Origin of the sequence: Effusibacillus pohliae DSM 22757, from assembly GCF_000376225.1 — a bacterium.
GTDB classification, from domain to species: Bacteria; Bacillota; Bacilli; order Tumebacillales; family Effusibacillaceae; genus Effusibacillus; species Effusibacillus pohliae.
Genome location: NZ_AQXL01000118.1, coordinates 34,208 through 55,382, shown reverse-complemented (window position 1 = coordinate 55,382; position 21,175 = coordinate 34,208). Strand labels below are relative to the sequence as shown.

Here is a 21,175-nt window from a genome sequence, read left to right as displayed (position 1 = left end):
GTGGATTTTTGGATTGTGGAGGAGGCAGACTGGCATGGCAAACAATTTAGTGGTCGACGCATTTATTGAGATTCCCACCGGCAGCCAAAACAAATACGAATACGACAAGGAAACCGGACGCTTCAAACTGGATCGGGTGCTCTTCTCGCCGATGCACTACCCGACCGAATACGGGTATATCGAAAACACGCTGGCGGAAGATGGCGACCCGCTGGACATTCTCGTTCTCACTTCATTCCCGACGTTTCCGGGCTGTGTGATCGAATCCCGCGTGATCGGCGTGCTGATCATGACGGACGACAAGGGCAAGGACGAAAAATTGCTGGCTGTTCCAACGGAAGATCCGCGTTTCAAGGAAGTACATACACTTGACGACGTAGCACCGCACGTTTTGAAAGAAATCGCCCACTTCTTCCAGGTATACAAGGATCTCGAAAACAAAAAGGTGACGATCGAAGGCTGGCAAGGTGTCGATGTGGCAGCCCGTCTGCTGGAAGAGTGCCGCGCCCGCTACGCGAACAAGTAACGGTCGAAGCAAAGAAAGCGACCGACCGAGGCAAGCGACCGGCTCCATACGGTACGGCTCTTTACCCGTTTGATAGGGTAAGGGGGAGCTGCGCCTTCGACTTGCTCCCCCTTGCTCCCCCTTGCTCCCTCAACACCGGTACCCTGCTCTGGCGGAGGTAAGAGCAGCTCCCCCAACGAGCTGGGGACGAAGATAAAAAGTTGCAACTTGAGTAGCGGCGGAACCGAGGAATTCCGTGGTTGGCGACAGTTGGTTGCTGGTTTCCTAAAAGGGGTGTTGCAGGCAGATACTGAGGCAAAAAAGAGGGGGAAGTGGTTGGTGGTGATCTGAAGAGCCTCGCAGCGGTTGAGTGCTTTCGCTCACCGCAAGAGGCTGAGGGTCGGGGGCAGGGAAGAAAACTAGGGGGGCAGAAAGTTGGCACCCCCAACCATGTGCAGCAGAACCCCCTAAATGTGATAATGGGGATAGTGATTGACCAACCTCAAAAAAACCGTTTCTAGGGGCGATTTTGTAGCTCACTTCGACCAAAATACAAAGAGGAATTCAAAACTCGTGACCCTCAAATTCAATTTTTTCTTAAATTTCTGATATAATACGATGAAAATCCTGTATTCTATGAATAAGTCCGCTATGGAGGTGACACAGTAATGGAACCAAGCAATTCAAATAAACCATATCCCCCGTATAAGGAAAAGGACACTGATATATCAACGATTCTAGGTGAAGATCGGGAGCCTTTTAATGACGTGATTAAACATCTCGATACAATCCACGGATTTAAGACTGTTAAACAACTCGATCAGATTCCAAAACGAAAAAGGCGAATGATTCAATTACTCTCTGTTGTCGTGGTTCTAGGGACTCTGGCTAGTATCTATTTTGCTTATTTAAAATGACAAGGGCGGAAATTGCCCTTGTCATTTTATGTCAGCTTGCTTGAGTAGTTGTTCCGCATACTGATCCCACGCAGCGTTAATTTCATCTGATTTAGCTTTTGGGTGTTCGCAGGAAGCACGAAACGTGATCGAGAGGATCGTTGATTGGTCGGAGCGAGGTCGAAAGGTGTTTGTGGATCCTGATGAGAAGGCGTACAAAGTTATCAAAGAGATCCAGAACTGGATCATCAGGCACCGTAACAAGTTCAGTGAGAGGAAGATCACTTATCACGGGCTCCGGCATCGTTACGCCCAAGAGCACTACAAGGAAGCGCTTTAGAAGTATGGAGGAGGCAAGCTGAAGGCCCGGAAGGAAGTGTCGGAACTCTTGGGGCATGAGCGGGACGAGGTTACACGGATCTATCTTGGATCACAAGGCAGGAAAGCAAAATGTGAATGAAACACTTGCCAATTCTACCAAAAAAGTGGTAGATTACAGATAACTTGATAGATCGGAGCAATGAAAAAGCCCCGCATTCGGTCTCGCACACACGACACGAGGCACGTGCTCATTCAGCCACTCAGCTCTAACACAACTGAGCAACGCTTTTGCCAACCAGCTCACACCCAACTGGAAGGCCCTTTGTAACGACATTATAGCGTATGGGACAGGTCGTTGCAACCAAAAAGCGTAGGACGGCGAGAGAAAGCCGATTCTCAGTTGAAGGAACTGAGAACCGGCTTTTTTTGGCCGTACATATTCCTATTGTCGAGAGGTGGACAAGCCAGAAGTGCAACGCCACCGAATCGTTCCACGAAGCGCTGTCGCAGGTTAAAGGACAACTTTATATCGCATCGCAAGCCTGAATGCCCGCCCAAGCGATGGGGGCCGAAGAAAAGGGCAGAAAAATAATCCAGACGTCAGATCGGAGTACATCTGGACGCCGCAGTAATGTGGATAGGACGAGGGCGGATGTTGTGGATGGTGACCACCCCCGATGACTAGGGAGGCCAGCTCGGGGAAGCGACGGGTTAGAGCCGGGACGATTGCAACGTGACCCAGAAGTGCTGAAGGTTGTAGGGTGGAAAGTGGGGCACCCAGGTGCCAGCCAATCTTCAATGACCGTCCTGCGACGCTGGCATGCATGAGAGCTGGCAACTGCTCGAGTCCCATTATACCAGCGGATGAGGTATGCAGCAAAACAGGCTGAGATGCCTGGGCCCGTCAAGGCAGACTTGGTGTACGCCCACCCCAAGAGGGTACTGAGTCGGAAGCCGATTCAGGGCTTTTTGTTAAAATGGGGAAACCCCATACGCATTGCCTACGCATTGCCGCATGGGGTAGAACAATCAGCGGTCATTGAAACATGCGGAAGCCGCGGTTGCGCAAGGTGCGAATCGTAAACGCGCTGGCAAACGCACCACATGCAAGAAACAGCAGCAGGATCCAATCACCCGGTCGCAAACTGGCATCAACTTTGGCCATGATGTAAAGAAACAGCGCCAGAAAAGCAACGCCGCTCGCCATCCAGAATTTCGTCAACATATTCAGGATAAACCCGACGCCAAACGATACGATCAACGCCAGCAATGCCAAAAGAATATACATCGTCACCGTCTGTCACCTCTTTTTCAGCCCTGTTCGTACTCATTCATTCTACACGACTGTTTCGGTGGCGACAACACAACCATCCTGCAAAAATGATGGGCGGCCAGGAACGGACCCGAACAATCATATAGAGGGAGGGAGAGGGACTTGCGCATCATCTCGATCTGTCCAAGCAACACCGAAATTTTGCACGCGCTCGGCCTGATGGAGCAGGTGGTGGCGGTTGACGATTACTCGGACTGGCCGGTGCAAGAAACTAGCCGCTTGCCCCGATTGGGACCCGACTTGAACATCAATATGGACAAACTGGAAAGTTACAAGCCGGACCTGGTGATCGCCTCCCTGTCGGTGCCGGGCATGGAGAAAAATGTGAAACGGCTGGAGGAACGCGGCCTGCCGTACATCGCATTGAATCCGAAAACGATCGACCAGATCTATGAGGACATCCGATTCGTCGGCGCCCACACGGGGACAGAACGGAAAGCGGCAGAACTCGTCGCCCGTTTGCAGCAACGGGTCGAACGCGTTCGGGAAAAAGCGGCCAAGCGCACCTGGACGCCCCGCGTGTATTGGGAATGGTGGCCGCGCCCGTTCATCTCGCCGGCCGGCGATACGTGGCTGACGCCGATCAGTGAGTTGGCGGGCGGCGTCAATATTTTCGCCGATCGGCCGGGAGACAGCGTGATCTCCCAAACGGGCCGGGAGATTCTTGAGCAGCAACCCGATTTTTTGTTCGCCGTTTGGCCTGGCGTTCATCCGGACAAAATCGATCCGGAAAAAATCCGTACCCGCCCCGGCTGGGAACAAATTCCCGCCATCCGTCACAACCGCATCCATGTGATGGAGGAAGGGCTGTACTGCCGTCCCTCCCCCCGGCTGTTTGACGGTTTGGAGAAACTGGTCGACCTGCTTCACCCCGAATTGAACAACGCCTGACCCTATATGCCCTCTGGGTGCGGAGCGGTCCCGCTTTGCGGGCCGCTCCCCCCCATCGAACGAATCGGCAGCCTCTATCCGCCCGAAGGGATCGGGCTGTTTTCCGCGAGCCGCTACTCGTCCGCGTTTCTTTTCCAAAGATGTTCCAGCTCAGTTCCTGCAAGGTATCGTTCGATTTCCGCCATCCCGCCCAATACGTTGGTCACATCGGAAAAACCGTTTTGCCACAGAAACTGCACGGCATAATAGGAACGGATGCCATGGGCGCAGATGCAGTAGATCGGCTTGTCTCGCGGCAGCTCCCTAAGCCGTGCCGGAAGCGTCGGCAGCGGCATTAGCACGACCGGTTCCAGGTGCGATTCCTGCCATTCAAACGGTTCCCGCACATCCAGCAGAACGGCGTCTGCCAGTTCCCCGTTCGCCAGTTTTTCAAAAAATTTCCTCGCATCGATATGCTTTTCCTGCATCAAGCAGCGGCTCCTTTTGGCAACAAAGCCCCCGCTTGCAGGAGGGCCTGTCAGATTGATCTTTCTTTTCGCAGCAGCTTCCAGCCGCTGGCGCCCAGCCAAATGGCCGCGATCGCAAACGAACAAAGCGCAACCAGTTCACCGGCTAGTTTGAACTGAAACCGGTTGTACAAAATTTCTGCCAGTTGCAAACATCCCAGCACAGCCGCCGCATACACCCAATTTTGCATGTTCCCGCACCCTCCCCTGCCCCGTATCCCGGAAGCGGCCCGGTGCTGCGAGCCAACATTTTGTTACTTGATTTGTACCATGAAAAAAGGGCGTCGGTCAAACGCCCTTTTCCCGTCTTAGCGTGTAAAAATATGCTTGCCGATCCGCTTGATTTGCGGCCGGCTCCAAATCCACTTGGAAGTGGCCGTCGCCGGGTTGAAATAATACAGCGCGCCGCCTTTTCCGCAATTCAGGTGCTACCTCAGCACCAGCCCCATTTTCTCTTTCACATCCTGCAGCGTCTTCGCCGCTTCCGCGCGGGCCCGCTCCGCTCCCTGCTTGAGGATGTCAAGCACCGCTCCCGATTGGCGCAATTGCCGGTGCCGTTCCTGGATCGGCGCCAGATGGCTGACGACTACTTCGACGAGCGATTTTTTCAGGGTTCCGTACCCCTGCCCCCGGAATCGCTCTACCAGCTGCTCGACCGATTCGCCGGAAAACAGGCTGTAGATCGTCAGCAGATTGCTGATACCCGGTTTGTTCTCGGGATCGTAACGGATCTCGTTTTCCGCATCGGTCACCGCTTTCATGATTTTCGAACGAATCTCGTCCGGAGTATCGCTCATCGTGATGCGGTTGTAAGGGCTCGGGGCGCTTTTGCTCATTTTCTTGGTGGGATCGTCCAGTCCCATGATCCGCGCGCCGAATTCGGAAATCAACGGTTCCGGCACCTTGAACGTGTCGCCAAACCGTTTGTTGAACCGTTCTGCCAGATCGCGCGTCAGTTCGAGATGCTGCTTCTGGTCTTCCCCTACCGGTACCGCATCCGCCTGGTACAACAGGATGTCGGCCGCTTGCAGCACAGGGTACGTGTAGAGACCGACCGACACGTTTTGCTTGCCTTCGCTTTTTTCCTTGAATTGCACCATGCGTCCCAGTTCACCGAAATACGCCATGCACTGCAGCAGCCAGGCGAGTTCGCTGTGTTCCGGAACATCCGACTGCACAAAAATGGTCGACCTCTTTGGGTCAAGTCCCACCGCCAGGTACAGCGCCGCCACATCGAGCGTCTTCTCCCGCAGCACCGCGGGCTCTTGGGAAACGGTCCACGAATGCAAATTGGCAATCATAAAAAACGGTTCGGTCGTCTCCTGCAACTCCACAAACCGTTTGATCGCTCCCAAATAGTTGCCGATCGTCACATCTCCCGTAGGCTGCACTCCTGACAATACGCGCTTCATGTTGTACCTCCAACTCGCAACAGATATGCACCCAAATGGCATCGCGTTATATTCGCGGGTATGTGTACTAGTATAGCAAAACATGCGGTGCAAGGGTATAATTTCCACCCCTTCGAGGAACAAAAGAACTGAAGAAGTTTCAGCCGCTCACCGCACCGGCAGATAGAACGCGACGTAGGTTCGGCCGTTCGCGACCCAGCTTTTGATAATAACCGGTTTCGCCAGCGGATTGCGGAAGCGCAAATCTTTGTCGTCATAGATCGTCGCATCCCGGCCTGGCGCGATGTACGGGACGGGCTTGGAATGGGGATGCCGCTCGAGGATTTCCATTCCCGTTTCGAGTGCCACGTTGTACAGGGTGGACGAAACCTGGCACATGCCGCCTCCCAGTTCCTGTTTCAATTGGCCGCCGTCACCGAACACGGTGCCCGGCCTGAACCCTTTGGCCTTCGTCGGCATGCCGACGATTTTGTTGAACGAAAATTCCTGCCCCGGTTCAACAACCGTGTTGTTCACCAACTGCGTCGTCACCCGAATGTTCTCGACCCGATCAGGCTTCGTATCCAGAATCGGCGTGGAAAATTGGCCAAGCTGCCGGAAATCCACCGGCGCTGCGGGGCGGAGGTCGGCGATTGTGACAGTCGGTTGCACCGTTTTCCACACGGGTTCCACCCGTTCGCCCGGCTTCGCGTGCAAGATCCGCTGCTTCGTCTGTTCAATATCCAGTTCGCGACCTGGACGCTCCGGGATCAGCTGCAAACTTTGCTCCTGTTTGTGCGCGTTTTGCGGTTTTTCGTAAAAATGCGGGGCCAGCCGAGCAAGATGGGACGGCAAATCCCGATGCGGGATGCCCTCCAACGAGTACTCCCCCAAATGGACACCGGTAGGAATCTGCTCCGTTCCCGAGATCGAACCGTGCGCCCCGGGTCTGAACGGATCGCGGGCGGCCTGCTGCAAGCACCCGATCGTTCCGCTCAACAAGAGGAACACGGCGGCGCCAAGCATTGCGGTTCGGTGCTGGGATGCTCGCATGCGTATCACCTCCGTGCTATTAGTGTTTGCGCTCACCGAAGCCGGCATCCGCCCATATCATGGTAAGGAAATCAACCGGAAGCGGGTGAAAGAATGAGGGTTGAATCTCTGCTGGCGGCCATCCGTGAGGGTGCCGTACGATTTTCCGGCATCACCCACGATTCGAGAAAAGTCGAGCCGGGCTATCTGTTCGTTGCCTTGTCCGGCAAGCGGCACGACGGCCACGCCTACATTCAGGAAGCGATCGGCAAAGGCGCCGCCTGCATTGTTTGCGAAAAACGGACGACCGCGCCGGTTCCCGTCTATCTTGCAGATTCCGCGCGCCGCTGGCTGCCCTATCTGTCCGCCGCCGTCTACCGCAACCCGTCCGCCCAACAGCGCGTGATCGGCGTCACCGGATCGAACGGCAAAACCACCATCACTTCGATGCTGCACGCCTTTTTTGTTGAAAATCGGATTCCCTGCGGACTGATCGGCACAGTCGAAAATGAGATCAACGGCGTCCGCACCCCAGCCGCCCTGACCACTCCAGAAGCGCCCGATCTGCAAAGGATGCTGGCCGAGCTGCTGGCAGGCGGTACGCGGCACGTGGTGATGGAGGTTTCAGCGCAAGGCGTTGACATGGGGCGGGTGGACGCGACCGATTTTTCGATCGGCCTATTCACCAATCTGACGCCCGATCACCTTGATTTTCACCACTCGCTGGACGCTTACGGGGCATGCAAGAAACGTTTTATGAACCGGTTGGCGCCCGATAAGATCGGGATCTACAACTGGGATGATCCGTTTGTGCAGCAGGCCAGCCGGGAGAGCCGCTGCCAGGTGTTCAGCTACTCGCTGCTTGATCGGCAAGCGGACATTTCCGTGCGGGATATGCAGCAGACGGAGAGAGAGACGGTTTTTTTCGTACGAACCGGTCCGAAACTGCAGGCGGCAATCAATTCTGATGTGCATTCGATTCCCTTCCGCATCCATTTACCCGGGCTGCACAACGTTTCAAACGCGCTTGCCGCCCTGTTGGCCGGCCTTGTATCCGGACTGGATCCGCTGCACATGCGGACGGCGCTCGACCGGTTTGCTCCCGTTGTACGGCGGATGCAAACATTGCAGTGGAACGGGAGGCTGGTCGTCGACGACACCGCCATGAATCCCGGTTCGATTCTGGCGGTGCTGAACACCTTCCGGCCGGAACAATTCGGCCGCGTGCACGTGGCGTTCGCGATTCGCGGCAACCGCGGTGTCAGTGTCAACCGGCTGAACGCGCAGGTCCTGGCCGAGTGGTACAAAATGCGGCCACACACAAGACCGCAGCTGATCATTACGTCATCCGCCGGACATGTCGGATCGAACGATCAGGTGAGCGAAGAAGAGGAGGCGGCGTTTCTGGAGACGCTGTGGAAAAGCGGGGTGCCACATGCATTCTATCCGCAACTTCCGGCAGCGATCGAACATGTGGCGCGCACTGCGAAGCCGGGAGATCTGGTGTTTCTGCTCGGTGCGCAAGGCATGGACGAGGGCTTCCGTCTGCTCTGCCAAACACAGGGTATCTCCTCTGCTTTTGTGAAATGACCCATTTTCAAACCGGAAAATAAAGGATTTGGTGAATGAGCCTCCCGCCTGCTAGAATGATAGCAAATCGTCCTGATCCAAAACTTCTGCGAAGGAGGCTCGACGATGAACCAAATCGCTTCACGAAACCGTCGGGCATCCGTGCTGGCGGTTCTGCTTTTTGCTGCAACCGTTGCCATATCCGGTTGTTCGGTGCCTGCCATGCTGGCGCAGCCGACGGTGACGGTGGGACAGATTCAGATAAACCCGAAAGATGAGCAATCGATTGAGCGGGCGCTCGACCAACTGGCCGCCCGCTATGAAAAACCGGCCATTCCGGTGCGCAAAGACTACGAAACGAACACGATTATCTGGGATACTCCCGGCAAAGTGCTCGATCGCGAACAGACGAAAGAGCGGATTCGCAGCGCTCAGCCGGGTTCTAAGGTGGAACCGGTATTGAAGACCGTCTATGCGGATGTGACCGCCCGTCATCTGGCGACCGAAACGCCGGACGGTTTCCGGAAAATCGGCGAATTCTCCACCCGGCTGCCGAAAGATCCCGGGTATCTCGCCAATATCAAGCTGGCGTCCGATTTTCTGAACGATTCCGTGGTGATGCCGGGGCAGACTTTATCATTCAACAAAGTGACCGGCTATCCGACAGCGGAACGGGGTTACCAACCGGGACCGGGGATTGAAAACGGAAAAGCGGTGCAAATGTACGGCGGAGGCATCTGCCAAGTCTCCACCACCCTGTACAACTCGGTGCTGGCCGCCGGGCTGGAAGTGGTGGAACGGCACCCGCACAGCCTGCCGGTATCGTACGTTCCGCCGGGGAAAGATGCCATGGTGTATATCGAAGAAGGGTACGATTTTGTGTTCCGAAACAACCGCTCAACGCCCGTGATCGTGAAAAGCAGCCTGCACGACGGCGTTGTAACCGTGTCCATTTACGGGAAATGAATGCCAAAAAATAACGCCCGCGTCCAGATGAGACAGCGGGCCCGATTTTTTTATCGCTCCATCACCGGATCTTGGGAAGCGGTGCAGATTAAAACTGTTTCCCCCTCTCCGCCATTTCCCGACGGACCCTTGCTTTGATCGTTCTGTAATACTCTTCCGTATTTTTCCCCGTTTCGTTCCATTCCGGGTCATCGCGATACCTTTGCTCCAGCCACGGATCCGCGTAGAGGTGGTAGCCCCTTTCCTCCCAAAAACCCGGCTTGTCTTCTATCATGAATTCGATGCCGCGCACCCACTTGGCGCTCTTCCAGAAGTACAGATGCGGCACCACCAGCCGCAGCGGCCAGCCGTGGCTTGGCGTCAGATCCACACCATCATGCTTATAGGCAAAAATCACATCGTCATACAAGAGGTCCTCAAGCGGCACGTTGGTGGTCCAGCCTTCCTCCGCATGCACCATCACAAACCGGGCCTCCGGTTTCACCTTGACCAGGCGCATCACGTCCTTGAACAGCACGCCTTCCCACGTGTTGTCGAGCCGTGACCAGGTGGTTACGCAGTGGATGTCGCTTTTGACGACCGATTTTGGCAGGCTCATGAACTCCGGATAGGTGAGCGTCTTTTCCGCTTCCACCAGCCCGAAGATGCGGAACGTCCACTTGTCAAGATCGATTCGCGGCACGGTGCCGGCGTGCAAAACCGGCCAGCGGTCGGTTACAAACTGGCCGGGCGGCACCCGGTCTTTTTTCGTAACAGACATAAGGGTCACCTCTCTCCTTTTCAAACAGCGCCACGTCCTTTCCCTGCAAGGTGACTGACAACAGGTTTCGCAAAAATAGGCCCGAGCAGGATCCCGGCAGAACGGCGCAATCCGCATCTCTCAAGCGTTGACGGCGGCAGCAAACTGCTGATGATACAAACTTGCATACAACCCGCCTTTGGCCAGCAGCTGGGCGTGTGTCCCCTGTTCGACAACCCGGCCTTCCTCCAGTACCACGATCTTGTCAGCCGCCAGCACGGTCGACAACCGGTGAGCAATCACCAGGCTCGTGCGGGATTTCATCAGCTGTTCCAACGCGGCCTGCACGAGCGCTTCCGAGTGGGAATCGAGCGCCGAAGTCGCTTCGTCCAACAGCAAAATCGCCGGATCCTTGAGGATCACACGGGCAATCGCGATCCGCTGCTTCTCCCCTCCCGACAGCTTGTAGCCCCGTTCCCCGACTATCGTATCATACCCGTTCGGCAGGCTTTCGATCAGATCGTGAATGTGGGCCGCTTTCGCCGCCCGCACGATCTCCTCATCGGTCGCATCCAGCCTGCCGTAGCGGAGATTTTCCCGGATCGAGGCATGAAACAGAAATGTTTCCTGCGTCACCATGCCGATCGCTTGCCCCAGTGAAGCAAGCGTCACGTCGCGGATATCCTGTCCGTCAATTCGCACGCTGCCGGCCGTCGGATCATAAAAGCGGGGAATCAGATTCGCGAGCGTCGTTTTGCCCGCGCCGCTCGGCCCGACCAGGGCCACCAGTTGTCCCGGCTCGACCGTAAACGTCACATCCCGCAAAATCGGCCTTTCTAATTGGTAGGAAAACCAGACGTGATCAAATTCGATCCGTCCTTTCACAGAAGCAAGCTGCTTCGCCCCAGGGCGGTCCTGGATGTCGACCGGCATGTCCAGATATTCAAACAGCCGCTCAAACAACGCCACCGAGCCGAAAAAATTGACGTGCACATTGGCAAGTGCCGATACAGGCCCGAACAGCCGCTGCAAAATGGTGGCAAACGCCACCACCGTTCCCAGGGACATCGATTGGCCGATCACCGCATGCCCGCCGTACCAGTAGACAATCGCAGGCCCGGCCGTGCCGATCACCATAATCGACGCAAAAAACCAGCGGCCGATCATGGACTGGCGGATCTGCCAATTTTTCAGTTCGTCGTTCACCTTGGCAAACCGCTTCAATTCCCAGTCCTGCCGGACAAACGCCTTTACCAGCATGGCGCCGCTGACCGACAGGGTTTCCTGCATCAGGGAGGAAAGTTCGCCGATCTTCTGCTGCGTATTTTTTTTCACCTCAAAATTGAGCTTGGCCACCCGTTTGGTCGGGATGATAAACAGCGGCAACGTGATCAGCGACAGCAGGGTCAGACGCCAGTTAAGGGCAAACATCGTGCAAACCAGCGAGACGACGGTCACCAGATTGCTGATCGAGTTGGAGATGGTGTCGGTCACCACCGTCTGCAATCCGTTCACATCGTTGTTGACACGGGACATGATGTCGCCCGTTTTCGTATTGGTGAAAAATTGCAGCGACATCCGGTGCAGATGTTCGTACATCTGGTTGCGGATGTCGTACATCACGCCCTGGCCGATTTTCGTGTTGTAGTAGGTTTGTGCGACACCCGTCATGCCCCCGGCAATCGCCGCCCCGATCATCGCCAGAATCAAGCCGTTGAGCAGCCCCGTACGGCCCTGCGGAATGGCTACGTCAATCGTCCACTTGATCAGCAGCGGTTGCAGCAGGTTGAACGCGGCCCCCAGGGCAATGAACGCGAACACCAGCAAAAACTGTTTCCGGTACGGCGAAAAATAGCGGGCGATCCGGCGCAACGTGCCCTTTTGGATGTGCGACCGACGGTTCGTATCGCCCCAATCGTATGTGGAATAGTATCTCATCGTGGTTCCAACCTTTCCTGCTTCCATTCTACCGTTGTTCCGACAAATCTTCCACCCTGCCGTCCGCTTTGGCAACTTCCGGCAGCCGCCCTCCACAACTCTCTCCTCCTGCCCGCCTCCCGGTTATGATACAATAAAAATCGTTCAATGGGAGACAGGAGGTTCAAAATGATCACAATCACGCGCGGAGATACCCTCCAGGATATCCAGGAAAAAGTGTTGCAGGGCGAACGCCTTTCGTTCGAAGACGGGGTTCGTCTTTTGAAGTCGCCCCACCTGCTGCAGATCGGCGAACTGGCCGACATCGTCCGGCAGCGCAAAAACGGGGATTACGCCTATTTCATCTACAACACGCATCTGAACTATACAAACGTCTGCTACCTCGACTGCAAGCTGTGCGCATTCGGCCTGAAACCGGACAACCCGAACGCCTACACGCTGTCGCTTGATCAGATCGAGCAAAAATATCGGGAAATGGCGCCGAAACAATTCACCGAACTGCATATCGTCGGCGGCGTCAACGCCAAACTGCCGCTCGAATATTACGAGGAAATGCTGCGTCTGGCGAAGCGCATCCTGCCGGGTGTGCACGTGCAAGCGTTCACCGCGGTCGAACTGGACTACATCGCGCGGGTCGCGAAACTTTCCGTAGAGGAGACATTGGAGCGCTTGCGGCTCGCCGGACTCGATTCGATCCTTGGCGGCGGTGCGGAAATTTTTGACCCGGAAGTCCGAAGGATCATTTCCGGCCACAAAACGGATGCGGCCCGCTGGTTCCATGTGCACGAAGTGGCGCATGCAATGGGATTCCGCACCAACGCCTCGATCCTGTACGGACACATCGAGAAAGCGGAGCATGTGATCGATCACTTCATCCGATTGCGCGATTTGCAGGACAAAACAGGCGGTTTCAGTGCATTTTTCCCGTTCGCGTTCCACCCGGACAACACCGCATTGGCAAGGGAGTACAACCTGAAGGAGCTGACCTCCGGCTGGTATGACCTGAAGTTGTTGGCGGTCTCTCGTCTGATGCTCGACAATTTTGACCATATCCGTTCATTCTGGATGATGATCGGCCAAAAAATGGCCCAGGTATCACTCGCGTTCGGCGTGGACGACCTCGACGGCACGGTGATGGAGGAGCAAATCGTGCATGCCGCCGGCGCGGAAACGGCCCACTATACGCCGAAAGAATCGTTCATCCGGATGATCCGGGAGGCGGGCCGCATTCCGGCGGAACGGGACACGCTGTATAACATCCTGCGCACCTATTGAAATCTGCTTACCTAATGAAAATAACAGAAACTTCTCAAAGGAGTCTGCAAAGGCTCCTTTTTTCCCTCGAACATGATCTTGCATAAACCCGGCACTTTAACGGGAAACTACCTGTATCCTGATGCAGTCCCCTTTTTCCACCGTTACGTTCACCACCTGTTTGTGACATCGTTTGTGATTGCAAGCTTTGAATACGTTTACCATCGACAGTCTTCAAGCTGCGCAACTACCGAATGAAAGGAGAAAGGACCTGATGGAAAAAGGCGATATTTACCCGCGCGTCAAATGTGTAGTCGATACGTGCACCCACTATGTGGCGGGGGACTACTGTTCCGCCCGCAACATTGACATTATGCACGAAGAAGAAGGGCGGATGTCGCAAATCATTGAGCAGACGATGTGCAAAACCTTTCAGCCGGCCTCGTCGTTCGCCAATATGCTAGGCTCGCTTGACAACGTGAATTGGGGCGGGGCGGCCAGCAAGCTGTTCGCTGGGGGCGAAATGGTTCCGACCGTCACTTGCACCGTGAATTCCTGCGAATACTGGAAAGACGGCAATCACTGCGTGGCAGACGCGATTGAAGTCACCGGGAGGCATGCGGACGAGTGCCAGGACACCAATTGCCAGACGTTCCGCACAAAATCGCGATAGCGTTCTGGCAGCGGCAGGAAAAGGAGAGAATCGCAGCATGAAAAACGGCATTTTGTTGCTCTTGGCCGCGACGGCACTGACGCTGCCGCTGGCCGGGTGCGGATGGGCAGCACACACGAAAAATTTGGGCCAGCCGCAGGCCGCTCGCATTTCCGAGAACCGCCCGCAACCAAATTACACGCCGCGGCCGGACATGGCGGAGCGGGTGATGAACACGGTGCCCGGAATTTCAGGCGGCCCGGACTCCCACATGCGCAGCGCAGTAACGCACGGAGGTTATGCGTACAGCAAACTGGGAGGCTATGCGCCGGGTGCCGGTGTAGCCGGCTGGGGGCCTGTACCCGGTGCCGGCACGACCGGTGGTGACGGAGGTACCCTGCCGCCCGCGGGCGACTTGCCGACCGACATGAAGCAGAGGATCGAACAGGCGGTAAAACAGGCGGACCAGTCCATCAGAGCCGTGCACGCATCGAACAACCCGATTTTGATGTCCCGCTTCATCGCCTTCAACAATAATCGGATCGCAGTGCGGACGAGAGCAGGCGTCAACGATCTGGCGGATGTGATCCGCCGCGTCTTCCCGACCTCCCGGTAAAAATACAATGGCCTACACGCTCCCCGGCGCGGGGAGCTTTTTCGTCGTATGTTACCCCCTTGCCTCCGGGGCTTTTCTTTTTGTGCTATAATGGAACACGATATCGCGTGAAATGAGGTAGAACAGTGAAAAAAGCGTACATCGAAATGGCGAACGGCGGAACGATTGAAATCGAGTTGTTTGACAAGGATGCTCCCAATACGGTAGCGAACTTCGAGAAATTGGCGAATGAAGGGTTCTATGACGGACTGACGTTTCACCGGGTGATCAAAGGGTTTGTGGCGCAAGGAGGTTGCCCGTACGGAACGGGTACCGGCGGTCCGGGCTATACGATCAAATGCGAAATCAACCCAAACAAACATAAACGGGGGACTGTCGCCATGGCGCATGCCGGCCGTGATACGGGCGGCAGCCAATTTTACATCTGTTATGAACCGCAACCGCATCTGGATGGCCATCACACCGTGTTCGGACAGGTTGTAAAAGGCATGGAAGTGGTGGACGAAATTCGGCAAGGCGACAAAATGGCGAAAGTCACCGTCGTCGAGGAGTAAGAAAAATGGCGAAAGAACCGCGCGATACCGGAATGCCGCCGCACGATCTGACGGACGAGATCAACGAGATCGCCGAGTATCTCGAATTGCAAGTCGGACCGGTGACCGATGCGCACAAAAAAACGCTGGCCGAACTGGTGCAACGTTACGGCACGGCCGCCGTCACGCTCACGCTGGTGGCGGAAATGAACCAGCTCGATATGGTCACAGCCCTGCTGCAACAAAGCAAGGAAGTATTGAAAAAACGCAAGCGCTGACAGACTGCATGGGGAGGATCCTGCATGGAGAAACTGCGGATTGCGATCATTCAGATGGACATCGCGTTCGGTGATGTGGAAACGAATCGCCGGCGGACGGACGCGATGATCCGGGAAGCCGCCGGAAACAAACCGGACCTGATTTTGTTGCCGGAACTTTGGACAACCGCCTACGATCTCACCCGCATCGAACAGTTGGCTGACGATCAGGGGCGGGAAACGAAACAACAGATGTCCCGGCTCGCCCGGGAACTCAACGTGAACATTCTCGCCGGATCGGTTGCCGAACTGCGCGGCGGGCGGGTGTACAACACCACATTTTTGTTTGACCGCAGCGGCCGCCACACGGCCACCTATTCGAAACTGCACCTGTTTCGCCTGATGGACGAGGAAAAATATCTGCACGCGGGAGACCGGTTGGGGCGAATCGAGATTGAAGGGATTCCCTGCAGCACGATGATCTGTTACGATCTGCGGTTTCCCGAACTTTCCCGCGCGCTTGCCCTGTCCGGCGCGAAAATCCTCTTCCTGCCGGCCGAATGGCCGCATCCCCGCTTGCATCACTGGCGGACGCTGCAAATGGCACGAGCGATCGAAAATCAGATGTTCGTCGTCTCCTGCAACCGGGTCGGCCGGGCTGGCGATACGGAATTTTTCGGCCATTCGATGGTGGTCGATCCGTGGGGGGAAATCCTGTTGGAAGCGGGAGAAGAGGAAGGAATCTTCCAGGCGGAAATCGATCTTGCCGCGGTCGACTCGGTGCGCGAGCGTATTCCAATTTTCGAAGACAGACGGCCGGATGTGTACGAAACATCCAAATAACAAAAAGCAACGGCGGTTCCCGCCAAATGCTGGATGCCCCACGCTCTTGGCGGGAATCTATTGTCAGGTTTGCGCCGCCGCATAGATTTCCCGGATGTACTCCCACTCTTTCGCCAACCCTTGGCGCAATGTGACTTGCGGGTGATATCCGAGCTTCCGGCTCACCAGCGAAATGTCCGCCCAAGTGCACAGCGGATCGCCGGACTGCCGCGGCAACCATTCAATCTCCACCTGCCGTCCCGTCACCTCGCGGATCACATCTAGCACCTCGAGCACCGACGCTCTCTCCGCGCCGCCGATGTTGAACACGTTTCCGTGTTCCTGCCAATTCATCGCTTGCACGTTCGCTTCCACAACGTCCGTAACATAAGTAAAATCGCGCGTTTGTTGACCGTTCCCGTAGACCGGAATCGGCTGTCCCTGCAACACCGCTTTCAGGAACTTGTGAAACGCCATGTCGGGTCGTTGTCTGGGCCCGTATACGGTAAAATAACGCAGACTGGTCGTCGGCAGCCCATATTCCAGATGATACATGCGAACCAGATGCTCACCCGCCAGCTTGCTCACACCGTACGGCGAAATCGGCTGCGGCGGCGTGTCCTCCGGCGTCGGACCGTTGGTTCCGCCGTATACCGAGGACGACGAGGCGTACACAAACTTCTTGATCCCCCGATCCTTGCACGCTTCAAGCAATCGCTGCGTGGCCAGAATGTTCAGTTCCACATATGCCTGAAAATTGGCTCCCCAGCTATTTCGCACTCCCGCTATCGCCGCCTGATGAAACACCACATCCGTATCATCCGCCACGATTTTGGCCAAATCAAGTTGCAGCAGATCACCTTCGATCAAAGTGAAGTTTGGATGTTGCAGCGCCCCGGCCAAATTGAACCGCTTGAAACGGTTCCACTGCGGCTGATGGAACATGTCGATGCCGATTACCCGATGTCCCTCCGCCAACAGCCGCTCAGTCAGATGCGAACCGATAAAACCGGCCGCTCCCGTTACAATGATCTTCATGGTACGCCTCCTCTTCCCAATCCGAGATAGCGGACGCCTGCCGCCCGAATGGTTTCGGGGTCATACAGGTTCCGCCCGTCGACCAGAATCGGCGTCCGCATGCAGCGGGCAGCTTCGCCCCAATCGATTGTAGCAAACATCTCCCAATCCGTGCACAGAAAGGCGGCATCGGCGGCCGAAAGCGCTTCTTCGACTGTTTGGCAGACGACGACTTTCCGTTCGTCCGGCCAAGGAGTTTGGCTGGGGAATTCCACGGTAGGATCGAGAATCCGGATTTCCTGGCAGTCCGCCAACAACTGTTCGACGATTCGGATTGCCGGCGATTCCCGCTGATCATCCGTGTCCCGCTTAAATGTCAAGCCAAACACCGCGATCACCCAAGGTTCTTTGGCAGTCCCCCGCAGCGCTTCCGTTAGTTTTCGCAGATACAGATCGGATTGGGTCTGATTTACCCGTTCCACCGTTTCCAGTATCTCCGCCCCCACCCCCAGTTCTTTTGCGGTTGCGATCAACGCTTTCACATCTTTCGGAAAACAGGATCCTCCATACCCAATGCCGGCTTGCAAAAATTCAGTCCCGATCCGCCGGTCCATGCCCATTCCTTTTGCCACCTGCGTCACATCTGCCCCGGCCCGGTCCGCGATTCGTGCCATTTCATTAATAAACGAAATTTTGGTGGCGAGGAAGGAATTGGAGGCATACTTGATCAGCTCCGCCGTTTCCCAGTCGGTGACAAGCAGGCGGCCGATCAGGGGCTTATAAGCATCCTTCATCAATTGAATCGCCCGTTGGCTGATCCCTCCCAGCACCGTTCGATCCGGATGAAACGAGTCGTAGAGTGCCGAACCTTCTCTTAGAAATTCCGGATTGGAGACAAGATCAAACAGGCTTGGATCGCCGATTTTGCGGCTCAAGTAATCGGCCAGCCACCTGTTGGTTCCGACCGGAACCGTGCTTTTTACCGCAATCACTTTGTAACCGTTGATCGAATGTGCGATGGTGTCGGCCGCACTCATTAGGAAAGAAATGTCGGCTGTACCGTCCGGACGCGGCGGAGTGCCGACCGCTATCAAAATGATGTCGCTCGCCTGAATCGCCGCTTCAATCTGATCGGTAAAAACCAGCCGGCCGGTTTTGAGCATTTCCGCCAGCAACTGATCCAGTCCCGGTTCGACAAACGGAAGAATTCCCTGCTTCAATTTTGCCACTTTGGCCGAATCAATATCGGCCCCGAAAACCCGATGGTGCAACGCGGCCAGAACAACTGCCGTTGTGGTACCAACATAACCGGACCCGATTACCGTAATGTTCATGTTGTGGGTTCACCTCTCCAAGGTCGAATCCGTGCGTTTCGTTTGACCATAAACATCGCCGATTTTCCAAAATCGATCGCAACCCGGCCTTGTTCTCGGGCAAGTTTTTCCGCAAGAATCACCGCATTGACGCCTGCCGAGATCAGCACAATGTCGCATTTTACACGTTTCATTTCGCGAACGGTCTGATCGATTTGGTCATAATGGGAAAACGGGATCCTCGCCACGATTTGAATGTCAAAATCCCCATATTCCTTCTCCACCAGCTTTGCAAACGGATCCGCCCATTTTGAAATGACTGCCACCCTGCGTCCCTGAAGCATTTCCCAGAAGCTCTTTTTCTCAACCAAGTGCCGGTTGACCAGCGTATGGCAGACAAATTGGGGACGGATGCCGTACTTTTTGAAACATTGATCGGTGAGCGGCCGGAGGTATTTTTGCGGGGCTAGGAGCTCGCGTTCCTCATAATGGGGAATTCCGACCAGATCGGCCCGTTTCAGCGCCTCGATCATCTGATCGCGGGCACGTTCGTTCGGCAGCCGAATCCCTTTTCGGTTCGTCTTTTGGGATAGACGCCCCCAGCGCGTCTTCAGCACACGGTTGATCGGCATGACAAACCGCTGCGCCAGCACAATATTTTCCCCGTCCCCGACCCGCACCAGACAAAACGGCACTTTTTTGCAAACGGCCTGGTCGATAAACTGAATCACCTGTTCGGTTGACAACATTGTCCTGTCTGAAGTGTTCATTTGCCGCTTCCCCTTTTTCGCAGCAAATAGGCGCCGTACAGGATCGGAGTGTAAAACGTATTTCTCCACATTTGCCGTTGGTTGGCCTTGTGAAATGCAATTCTTAAATCCCTGCCGTTCGCTTCAATGAATTTGACCTTGCCATCCTCCGTGACCGCCAAGTCTAATCCCAAATCGGCGATTTCGGGACCGATCTGTTCCATTTGGCGAGCAATCCGCAGAGAAGCCTTTTTCAGGTCGCGGTAAACCTCGGCCGCCTCCGACTTCGAAAAGACACTATCCAATACCTGTTTTGCTTCAGCCGCTCTTGCCCCGACCGCGAGATTTGTCGCATGGGCGTTTGGCACCCCTATCTTTGCTACGGCCCCGGAAATTGTCCACTCTCCTTTCTCCCCCTTTTGCACCGTAACCCGAAAATCAATCGGCTGCTCGTCAAGCTGAATCAACGGAATGGCTTCCTGGATCAGATAGGGGCGTTTGCCAATTTTGTGCCGGATCCCGGCGATTGTTTCGAGGGGCACCGTATGGTGGCGGGAGCACCCCGCCACTGTCCTTGACACAATCAATCCTGCATCCGACAACCGCAGGCGAACCACTCCCCACCCCAGGCTTCCGCTGCGCGGTTTCAAATAAACGGTCTGGTACTTCCGCAACCACGATAGAATCTGTCTGTCGGAACGTAATCGTTCCGTATCCGGTATATATTGCGCGGTTTGAGGGTTCTGGACGAGATGGCGGTGAACTTCCCATTTGTCAAACCGCATGATTCGGTTGTATAAGATGGTTCCGTCACGGGCAATGAAGGAATAAATCTGCTTGCCGCCTTTCTTCAATAGGAGGGCGCGGTTGTGCACCACGGAAGGAATTTTGTAGACACCCTGTTCATAAGTATTTGTATCCGGATTCCAGACGTAGGCGTACGTATATCCGGTTTCACCCAGAAGTGAACGGTTGGAGAAGAATACGACGGTCACTCCCGCTTTTTCCGCCGCTTCCGAATAAAAGGGGAGGTATTCAAACTGGTAGCGGCCGCGAAGCGCACCGCATAGCTGTGAATGATTCAACAGAACGCCAAGATCAGCGGTTTGGATCTCCATTGGCCTGCCTCCCATGGCGCTTTTTATCGTACAATTTGGCCAATTGTTTGAGTTTCGCTTCGTTCCAACCGTACAACTTCAAAATGGAAGCCCGTATTTCCGGATGATAGATTTTGACGCTCAATCGGCTTCTGTTATCATCGTGCTGCCGGTATTCGGCCAGCGGTTCCTGCAGGCAGTGGCCGCGGTAGTAAGCAGCCAGTCGCATCCACATGTCCCAATCCTGGGAATACCAGTACTTTTCATTGAAGAGTCCCGCCCTCTTAAAACATCTCTTGTGAACCAACACCGTCGATGTGCGGATTGTGAACTTGCGGGTGAAGAGGCAATACTGCAAATGTTCCCGGCTCTTGCAGGCGCGGGGTTTTCGCAGTTTGGTGATTTGTCCCCGTTGATCGACGTTGTAATACCAACTGTAAAGAAACCGGCAGTTTGGATGATTGCGGATATAGTTCAGCTGTTTTTCCAGCTTTTCCGGCAGAAACCGGTCATCCGAATCGCAAAACGCGATATACTCGCCTTTCGCGTGCAAAATACCGATGTTTCTGGCGGCAGACGGCCCCCGGTTGGCCTGGTGGATGTAGCGGACCTGATCCCCAAACGCTGCGACCTGCTTACGTGTAGAATCAGTGGAGCCATCATCCACCACGAGAATTTCAAAATCGCGGTACGTCTGGTTCAGGATGCTGTCGATCGCTTGGCAGACATAGGCTGCCCGGTTGTATGTCGGAATCACAACGCTGATTGTGGGCATTGC

The 21,175-nt window shown here is 55.3% G+C and carries 21 protein-coding genes and 2 pseudogenes; 10 read left to right on the top strand and 13 right to left on the bottom strand.

Annotated elements, in window-relative coordinates; translation table 11 throughout:
- The first annotated feature begins 34 nt into the window (after positions 1-34).
- Entirely contained in the window at positions 35-526 is a 492-nt protein-coding gene (locus tag C230_RS0109015) for an inorganic diphosphatase (protein WP_018131709.1), read from the top strand.
- 2,232 nt (positions 527-2,758) lie between these two features.
- Here C230_RS0109015 and C230_RS0108995 read toward each other — a convergent pair.
- Positions 2,759-3,010: a hypothetical protein gene (locus C230_RS0108995; protein ID WP_156807411.1), complete on the bottom strand. Its 252-nt coding sequence runs from the start codon at positions 3,008-3,010 to the stop codon at positions 2,759-2,761.
- 147 nt (positions 3,011-3,157) lie between these two features.
- Here C230_RS0108995 and C230_RS0108990 point away from each other — a divergent pair, with 147 nt between their 5' ends.
- Complete coding sequence (locus C230_RS0108990) at positions 3,158-3,946, top strand: ABC transporter substrate-binding protein (protein ID WP_018131704.1); 789 nt, start codon at positions 3,158-3,160, stop codon at positions 3,944-3,946.
- A gap of 113 nt (positions 3,947-4,059) precedes the next feature.
- On the opposite strand, the gene C230_RS0108985 is transcribed toward C230_RS0108990, so the two are convergent.
- The 5 genes and pseudogenes from C230_RS0108985 to C230_RS21355 all read right to left on the bottom strand — a co-directional run bounded on the left by C230_RS0108985 (position 4,060) and on the right by C230_RS21355 (position 6,896).
- Complete coding sequence (locus C230_RS0108985) at positions 4,060-4,413, bottom strand: rhodanese-like domain-containing protein (protein WP_018131703.1); 354 nt, start codon at positions 4,411-4,413, stop codon at positions 4,060-4,062.
- Positions 4,414-4,463: 50 nt separating this feature from the next.
- The gene (locus C230_RS0108980; RefSeq protein ID WP_018131702.1) at positions 4,464-4,643 is read right to left on the bottom strand and encodes a hypothetical protein; all 180 of its coding nucleotides are present in this window, start codon (positions 4,641-4,643) and stop codon (positions 4,464-4,466) included.
- Between the two features lie 117 nt (positions 4,644-4,760).
- Positions 4,761-4,862: pseudogene (locus C230_RS21975) on the bottom strand (cell wall hydrolase); the annotation flags it as partial.
- 18 nt (positions 4,863-4,880) lie between these two features.
- Complete coding sequence (trpS, locus tag C230_RS0108975) at positions 4,881-5,864, bottom strand: tryptophan--tRNA ligase (protein WP_018131701.1); 984 nt, start codon at positions 5,862-5,864, stop codon at positions 4,881-4,883.
- Between the two features lie 147 nt (positions 5,865-6,011).
- Positions 6,012-6,896, bottom strand: coding sequence for a VanW family protein (locus C230_RS21355; RefSeq protein WP_018131700.1), 885 nt, complete (start codon positions 6,894-6,896; stop codon positions 6,012-6,014).
- Between the two features lie 93 nt (positions 6,897-6,989).
- Between C230_RS21355 and C230_RS0108960 the strand changes: the two genes are divergently transcribed.
- Together C230_RS0108960 and C230_RS19955 are read left to right on the top strand one after the other, a co-directional pair.
- On the top strand, positions 6,990-8,465 hold the full coding sequence (locus C230_RS0108960) for a Mur ligase family protein (RefSeq protein ID WP_018131698.1): 1,476 nt from the start codon (positions 6,990-6,992) through the stop codon (positions 8,463-8,465).
- A 105-nt stretch (positions 8,466-8,570) separates the two neighbouring features.
- The gene (locus tag C230_RS19955; protein WP_018131697.1) at positions 8,571-9,410 is read left to right on the top strand and encodes a VanW family protein; all 840 of its coding nucleotides are present in this window, start codon (positions 8,571-8,573) and stop codon (positions 9,408-9,410) included.
- A gap of 187 nt (positions 9,411-9,597) precedes the next feature.
- On the opposite strand, the pseudogene C230_RS0108950 reads toward C230_RS19955, so the two are convergent.
- Both C230_RS0108950 and C230_RS0108945 read right to left on the bottom strand, forming a co-directional pair.
- Positions 9,598-10,170: pseudogene (locus C230_RS0108950) on the bottom strand (sulfite oxidase-like oxidoreductase); the annotation flags it as partial.
- Between the two features lie 120 nt (positions 10,171-10,290).
- A complete protein-coding gene (locus C230_RS0108945) occupies positions 10,291-12,087 on the bottom strand; it encodes an ABC transporter ATP-binding protein (protein WP_156807407.1) in 1,797 nt (598 codons plus the stop codon).
- Between the two features lie 168 nt (positions 12,088-12,255).
- Between C230_RS0108945 and mqnE the strand changes: the two genes are divergently transcribed.
- From mqnE to C230_RS0108915, 6 genes are all read left to right on the top strand, one after another.
- Complete coding sequence (gene mqnE / locus C230_RS0108940; protein ID WP_018131694.1) at positions 12,256-13,362, top strand: aminofutalosine synthase MqnE; 1,107 nt, start codon at positions 12,256-12,258, stop codon at positions 13,360-13,362.
- Between the two features lie 253 nt (positions 13,363-13,615).
- The gene (locus C230_RS0108935) at positions 13,616-14,014 is read left to right on the top strand and encodes a DUF1540 domain-containing protein (RefSeq protein WP_018131693.1); all 399 of its coding nucleotides are present in this window, start codon (positions 13,616-13,618) and stop codon (positions 14,012-14,014) included.
- Positions 14,015-14,051: 37 nt separating this feature from the next.
- Positions 14,052-14,609, top strand: a complete 558-nt coding sequence (locus C230_RS21350) for a YhcN/YlaJ family sporulation lipoprotein (protein ID WP_018131692.1) — start codon at positions 14,052-14,054, stop codon at positions 14,607-14,609.
- Between the two features lie 146 nt (positions 14,610-14,755).
- Positions 14,756-15,163 carry a peptidylprolyl isomerase gene (locus C230_RS0108925; RefSeq protein ID WP_040393285.1) on the top strand — a complete coding sequence of 136 codons (408 nt, stop codon included), beginning with the start codon at positions 14,756-14,758 and terminating at the stop codon, positions 15,161-15,163.
- Between the two features lie 5 nt (positions 15,164-15,168).
- A complete protein-coding gene (locus tag C230_RS0108920) occupies positions 15,169-15,420 on the top strand; it encodes a hypothetical protein (protein WP_018131690.1) in 252 nt (83 codons plus the stop codon).
- A 24-nt stretch (positions 15,421-15,444) separates the two neighbouring features.
- On the top strand, positions 15,445-16,242 hold the full coding sequence (locus C230_RS0108915; RefSeq protein ID WP_018131689.1) for a carbon-nitrogen family hydrolase: 798 nt from the start codon (positions 15,445-15,447) through the stop codon (positions 16,240-16,242).
- A gap of 63 nt (positions 16,243-16,305) precedes the next feature.
- On the opposite strand, the gene C230_RS0108910 is transcribed toward C230_RS0108915, so the two are convergent.
- Genes C230_RS0108910 through C230_RS19940 form a run of 5 tightly spaced genes read right to left on the bottom strand, consistent with a single transcriptional unit; the run spans position 16,306 to position 21,172 of the window.
- Entirely contained in the window at positions 16,306-17,259 is a 954-nt protein-coding gene (locus C230_RS0108910) for an NAD-dependent epimerase/dehydratase family protein (protein WP_018131688.1), read from the bottom strand.
- Entirely contained in the window at positions 17,256-18,572 is a 1,317-nt protein-coding gene (locus C230_RS0108905; protein ID WP_018131687.1) for a UDP-glucose dehydrogenase family protein, read from the bottom strand. Before C230_RS0108905 ends, C230_RS0108910 begins: the two co-directional genes overlap by 4 nt.
- Positions 18,569-19,321, bottom strand: a complete 753-nt coding sequence (locus C230_RS19945) for a GT-D fold domain-containing protein (RefSeq protein ID WP_018131686.1) — start codon at positions 19,319-19,321, stop codon at positions 18,569-18,571. The genes C230_RS0108905 and C230_RS19945 overlap by 4 nt, the downstream gene beginning before the upstream one ends.
- Positions 19,318-20,418: a YheC/YheD family endospore coat-associated protein gene (locus C230_RS0108895; protein WP_018131685.1), complete on the bottom strand. Its 1,101-nt coding sequence runs from the start codon at positions 20,416-20,418 to the stop codon at positions 19,318-19,320. Before C230_RS0108895 ends, C230_RS19945 begins: the two co-directional genes overlap by 4 nt.
- Positions 20,399-21,172, bottom strand: coding sequence for a glycosyltransferase family 2 protein (locus C230_RS19940; RefSeq protein WP_018131684.1), 774 nt, complete (start codon positions 21,170-21,172; stop codon positions 20,399-20,401). Before C230_RS19940 ends, C230_RS0108895 begins: the two co-directional genes overlap by 20 nt.
- Positions 21,173-21,175 lie beyond the last annotated feature (3 nt).

Bases quoted from the DNA above. Each gene is read 5' to 3' on its own strand.
- C230_RS0109015 (WP_018131709.1), top strand. From the start codon at position 35: ATGGCAAACAATTTAGTGGTCGACGCATTTATTGAGATTCCCACCGGC.
- C230_RS0108995 (WP_156807411.1), bottom strand. From the start codon at position 3,010: ATGTATATTCTTTTGGCATTGCTGGCGTTGATCGTATCGTTTGGCGTC.
- C230_RS0108985 (WP_018131703.1), bottom strand. From the start codon at position 4,413: ATGCAGGAAAAGCATATCGATGCGAGGAAATTTTTTGAAAAACTGGCG.
- C230_RS0108980 (WP_018131702.1), bottom strand. From the start codon at position 4,643: ATGCAAAATTGGGTGTATGCGGCGGCTGTGCTGGGATGTTTGCAACTG.
- trpS (WP_018131701.1), bottom strand. From the start codon at position 5,864: ATGAAGCGCGTATTGTCAGGAGTGCAGCCTACGGGAGATGTGACGATC.
- C230_RS21355 (WP_018131700.1), bottom strand. From the start codon at position 6,896: ATGCGAGCATCCCAGCACCGAACCGCAATGCTTGGCGCCGCCGTGTTC.
- C230_RS0108960 (WP_018131698.1), top strand. From the start codon at position 6,990: ATGAGGGTTGAATCTCTGCTGGCGGCCATCCGTGAGGGTGCCGTACGA.
- C230_RS19955 (WP_018131697.1), top strand. From the start codon at position 8,571: ATGAACCAAATCGCTTCACGAAACCGTCGGGCATCCGTGCTGGCGGTT.
- C230_RS0108945 (WP_156807407.1), bottom strand. From the start codon at position 12,087: ATGAGATACTATTCCACATACGATTGGGGCGATACGAACCGTCGGTCG.
- mqnE (WP_018131694.1), top strand. From the start codon at position 12,256: ATGATCACAATCACGCGCGGAGATACCCTCCAGGATATCCAGGAAAAA.
- C230_RS0108935 (WP_018131693.1), top strand. From the start codon at position 13,616: ATGGAAAAAGGCGATATTTACCCGCGCGTCAAATGTGTAGTCGATACG.
- C230_RS21350 (WP_018131692.1), top strand. From the start codon at position 14,052: ATGAAAAACGGCATTTTGTTGCTCTTGGCCGCGACGGCACTGACGCTG.
- C230_RS0108925 (WP_040393285.1), top strand. From the start codon at position 14,756: ATGGCGAACGGCGGAACGATTGAAATCGAGTTGTTTGACAAGGATGCT.
- C230_RS0108920 (WP_018131690.1), top strand. From the start codon at position 15,169: ATGGCGAAAGAACCGCGCGATACCGGAATGCCGCCGCACGATCTGACG.
- C230_RS0108915 (WP_018131689.1), top strand. From the start codon at position 15,445: ATGGAGAAACTGCGGATTGCGATCATTCAGATGGACATCGCGTTCGGT.
- C230_RS0108910 (WP_018131688.1), bottom strand. From the start codon at position 17,259: ATGAAGATCATTGTAACGGGAGCGGCCGGTTTTATCGGTTCGCATCTG.
- C230_RS0108905 (WP_018131687.1), bottom strand. From the start codon at position 18,572: ATGAACATTACGGTAATCGGGTCCGGTTATGTTGGTACCACAACGGCA.
- C230_RS19945 (WP_018131686.1), bottom strand. From the start codon at position 19,321: ATGAACACTTCAGACAGGACAATGTTGTCAACCGAACAGGTGATTCAG.
- C230_RS0108895 (WP_018131685.1), bottom strand. From the start codon at position 20,418: ATGGAGATCCAAACCGCTGATCTTGGCGTTCTGTTGAATCATTCACAG.
- C230_RS19940 (WP_018131684.1), bottom strand. From the start codon at position 21,172: ATGCCCACAATCAGCGTTGTGATTCCGACATACAACCGGGCAGCCTAT.